At 71.8% G+C, this 3,949-nt stretch carries 3 protein-coding genes; 1 reads left to right on the plus strand and 2 read right to left on the minus strand.

Annotation, left to right across the window (positions count from 1 at the left end):
* Positions 1-76: 76 nt before the first annotated feature.
* Both AC1MIR_RS16300 and miaA read right to left on the minus strand, forming a co-directional pair.
* Positions 77-1,879, minus strand: coding sequence for an acetolactate synthase 3 large subunit (locus AC1MIR_RS16300; protein WP_480029236.1), 1,803 nt, complete (start codon positions 1,877-1,879; stop codon positions 77-79).
* Between the two features lie 109 nt (positions 1,880-1,988).
* Positions 1,989-2,957 carry a tRNA (adenosine(37)-N6)-dimethylallyltransferase MiaA gene (miaA, locus tag AC1MIR_RS16305; protein ID WP_480029237.1) on the minus strand — a complete coding sequence of 323 codons (969 nt, stop codon included), beginning with the start codon at positions 2,955-2,957 and terminating at the stop codon, positions 1,989-1,991.
* Positions 2,958-2,977: 20 nt separating this feature from the next.
* Between miaA and serB the strand changes: the two genes are divergently transcribed.
* On the plus strand, positions 2,978-3,868 hold the full coding sequence (serB, locus tag AC1MIR_RS16310) for a phosphoserine phosphatase SerB (protein WP_480029238.1): 891 nt from the start codon (positions 2,978-2,980) through the stop codon (positions 3,866-3,868).
* Positions 3,869-3,949 lie beyond the last annotated feature (81 nt).

Raw genomic sequence — 3,949 nt, forward strand, 5'->3', positions numbered from 1 at the left:
GGCGCCGCCCCGGGCCCCCCCCCCGGCCCCCGGGGGGGCGCGCCCCCCCCCCCGCGGAAGATCGAAGCGGGGCGGCCTATACGAGAACCTTGCCCTCGTCCGTCACCATCGCCGCGTTGCCCTCCTGGTCGGGCCCCAGGATCATCTCGTTGTGCGCCGCGCCCGAGGGGATCATCGGGAAGCAGTTTTCCTTCTGGTCCACCACGATGTCGGCGATGACGGGGCGGTCGATCGCGATCATCTCCCGGATGACGCGGTCGAGGTCGTCGGCGGTCTCCGCGCGCATCCCCACGCCATGGAAGCTCTCGGCCAGCTTCACGAAGTCCGGCAGCGCGGCGCTGTAGCTTTCCGAGTAGCGGCCGCCATGCAGCAGTTCCTGCCACTGGCGCACCATGCCCATGTACTCGTTGTTCAGGATGAACACCTTCACCGGCAGGCGGTACTGCGCCAGCGTGGACATCTCCTGGATGTTCATCAGGATCGAGGCCTCGCCGGCGATGTCGATCACCAGCGCGTCGGGGTGGGCGATCTGCACGCCCATCGCCGCCGGCAGGCCGTAGCCCATGGTGCCGAGGCCGCCCGAGGTCATCCAGCGGTTCGGCTTGTCGAACCCGAAATACTGGGCGGCCCACATCTGGTGCTGGCCGACCTCGGTGGTGATGAAGGTCTCCTTGCCGAGTTCCTTCGTGATCTCGAACAGGCGCTTCACCGCGTGCTGCGGCTTGATGATGCTGCCCTTCTGCGTGTAGCGCAGGCAGTCCTTGGCGCGCCACTGGTCGATCTGGCGCCACCAGGCGGCGAGCGCCTCGCGGTCCGGCTGGGTCGCGTCTTCCTTCCACGCCTCGATCAGCGCGGCGATGATGCGCCCGGCATCGCCCACGATCGGCACGTCCACCTTGACGTTCTTGTTGATGGAGGACGGGTCGATGTCGCAGTGGATCTTCTTGGACGTCGGCGCGAAGTGGGACAGCTTGCCCGTCACGCGGTCGTCGAAGCGGGCGCCGATGTTCAGCATGACGTCGCAGCCATGCATCACCAGGTTCGCCTCGTAGGTGCCGTGCATCCCCAGCATGCCGAGGAACTGCGGGTCGCTGTGCGGGAAGGCGCCGAGGCCCATCAGGGTGTTGGTGCAGGGGAAGCCCGTCATCCGGACGAACTTCGTCAGCAGCTCGGAGGCGTGCGGGCCAGCATTGATCACGCCGCCGCCGGTGTAGATCACCGGCTTCTTCGCCGCCTTCAGCAGCGCCACCGCCTTGCGCACCTGCGCCATGTCCGGCTCCGTCTGCGGGCGGTAGGAGCGGTGCGGAACGTCCTCGCCGGGCGCTTCCTCGTACGGCGCCTTGCTGATCAGGATGTCCTTCGGCAGGTCGATGACGACGGGACCGGGGCGGCCGGTGCGCGCCACGCGAAAGGCCTCGTGGACCACGCGGGCGAGATCGCCGCTCTTCTTGACCAGGTAGTTGTGCTTGGTCGCGGGGCGCGTGATGCCGGTGGTGTCGGCCTCCTGGAACGCGTCGTTGCCGATCAGGTGGGTCGGCACCTGGCCGGTCAGGCAGACCACCGGGATGCTGTCCATCAGCGCATCCACAAGGCCCGTCACCGCGTTGGTCGCGCCGGGACCGGAGGTGACGAGCACCACGCCGACCTTGCCGGTGGAGCGCGCATAGCCCTCCGCGGCGTGCACCGCGGCCTGCTCATGGCGCACCAGGATGTGGCGGATGGCGTTCTGCTGGAAGATCGCGTCGTAGATCGGCAATACCGCACCGCCCGGATAGCCGAAGATGACCTCTACGCCCTGGTCCTTCAGCGCGCGGAGGACGACCTCGGCGCCCGACATCGTCAGGGCGGCGGGCTCGGCGTGCTGGGTGGTGGCGGACATCTTCGTGCGTACTTTCCTGCGCTTGGCCTGCGCGTTGCGCGTGCTGGATGCGCCCGGCAAGGCCGATCCTTGCCGGGGCCGGCACCCTTACGCGCCATGCCGCACTGCGTCAATGACGTCTTCCAACAAAAACTGCGAAATATTCTAACAAACTTTCCGAATCTTGCGCCAATGACGCTCCCATTGCACTAAATCGCCTCGTTTCGGACGCAGGCGCGAGTGCGCGATGGCGAAACCACGTCGCCTGGCGCTTGGTGTACTGCCCGGTGTTCAGGATCGCCCGCGCCGAGGCCGCCTCCAGCGTCATCGCGCCGCGGAGATGCGCCAGCAGTTCGGGCACGCCATGGGCGCGCATCGCCGGCAGCGCCGGATCGAGCCCGAGGGTCGCGAGGGCGCGCACCTCCTCCACCGCGCCGGCGTCCAGCATCGCCGCCCAGCGCGCCGCGATCGCCGCCCGCAGCGCGTCGCGCGGCGGATCGAGGATGAGCGCGGCGAAGCGCCAGGGCGCCGCGCCGGTGCCGCCTGCACGCTGCCAGTCCCGCAGGCCGCGGCCGGTGCCGATCACCACCTCGTAGGCGCGGGCGAGGCGCTGGCTGTCGGTCGGGCGCAGCCCGGCCGCCGTCTCGGGATCGCGGAGGGTGAGGCGCGCATGCAGGGCGGCCGGCCCCTCCACCGCCAGCAGGCGCCGCGCCTCCTCCCGCGCCGCGGGCGGGATCGGCGGGATCTCGGCCAGCCCCTCGGTCAGCGCGGCGAAATAGAGCCCGGTGCCGCCGCACAGGATCGGCACGCGTCCCGCGGCGCGCGCCCGGTCCATCGCGGCGAGCGCAGCGCCGCGCCACCAGGCGGCGGTGCCGGCCTCCGCCGCGGGCCGGACGCCGTAGAGCGCGTGCGGCGCGCGCGCCTGGTCGACCTCCGACGGACGCGCGGTGACGATGCGCAGCTCGCGATAGACCTGCATGGAATCGGCATTGATGACCTCGCCGCCGAGGCGCTCCGCGAGCACCAGCGCCAGCGCGCTCTTGCCCGAGGCGGTCGGGCCCGCCAGCAGAATCGCGGCGGGTTGCGCGGTGGCGATCATGGTGGCAGAGGGCGCGCGCCATGCCCCACATCCTGACCCTGATCGCCCAGCCCGGCGCGCTCGAGCCCGCGCTGGTCAGCCGGGTGCGCGCCGCGCTGGACGCGCTCGGCGGCGCCCCGGAACGCCCCGACTGGCTGGCGGAAGGCGAGGCAGCGGACATCCCCTTCACCGGCGCACCCGACCAGGCGGTGGCGGCGGCGTGGGCCGCGCTGGCCGGCGCGCCGGTGGACGCGATCGCGCAGCCGCGCGAGGGGCGGCGCAAGCGCCTGCTCGTCGCCGACATGGACAGCACCATCGTCACCACCGAGACGCTGGACGAGATCGCGGCCTTCGCCGGGCTGAAGGAGAAGATCGCCGCGATCACCGCGCGCGCGATGAATGGCGAGCTGGACTTCCGCGAGGCCCTGGTCGCGCGGGTGGCGATGCTCGCAGGGCTCGACGTCTCGGCGCTGGAGGCCACCTGGGCGGAGACGCCGATCATGCCCGGCGCGGCGGAGCTGGTCGCGACCATGCGCGCGCATGGCGCGACCTGCTGCCTCGCCTCGGGCGGCTTCACCTTCTTCACCGGGCGCGTGGCCGCGAAGCTCGGGTTCCATGAGCACGTATCGAACACGCTGATCGTGCAGGACGGCAAGCTCACCGGGCGTGTGGCGGAGCCGATCTTCGGTCGCGACGGCAAGCTGGCGACGCTCACACGCCTGGCCAGCGCGAACGGGCTGCCGATGGAGGCGACGCTGGCGGTCGGCGACGGCGCCAACGACCTCGACATGCTCCGCGCGGCCGGGCTCGGCATCGCCTACCGTGCCAAGCCCGCCGTCGCGGCGGCATCGCGGGCGAAGGTGGATCACGGCGACCTGACGGCGCTGCTGTTCGCGCAGGGCTACCGCCGGGGCGAGTTCGTGCGGGGCTGAGCGATGCGGGGGGGGGGGGGGGGGCCCCCCCCCCCCCCCCCCCCCCCCGGGGGGGGGGGGGGGGGCGCGCGCCCCCCGGCC

The sequence above is a fragment of the Falsiroseomonas sp. RANM36 genome, from assembly GCF_056682175.1.

Excerpts from the sequence above, each read along its gene's own strand:
- AC1MIR_RS16300 (WP_480029236.1), bottom strand. The coding sequence starts at position 1,879 with ATGTCCGCCACCACCCAGCACGCCGAGCCCGCCGCCCTGACGATGTCG.
- miaA (WP_480029237.1), bottom strand. The coding sequence starts at position 2,957 with ATGATCGCCACCGCGCAACCCGCCGCGATTCTGCTGGCGGGCCCGACC.
- serB (WP_480029238.1), top strand. The coding sequence starts at position 2,978 with ATGCCCCACATCCTGACCCTGATCGCCCAGCCCGGCGCGCTCGAGCCC.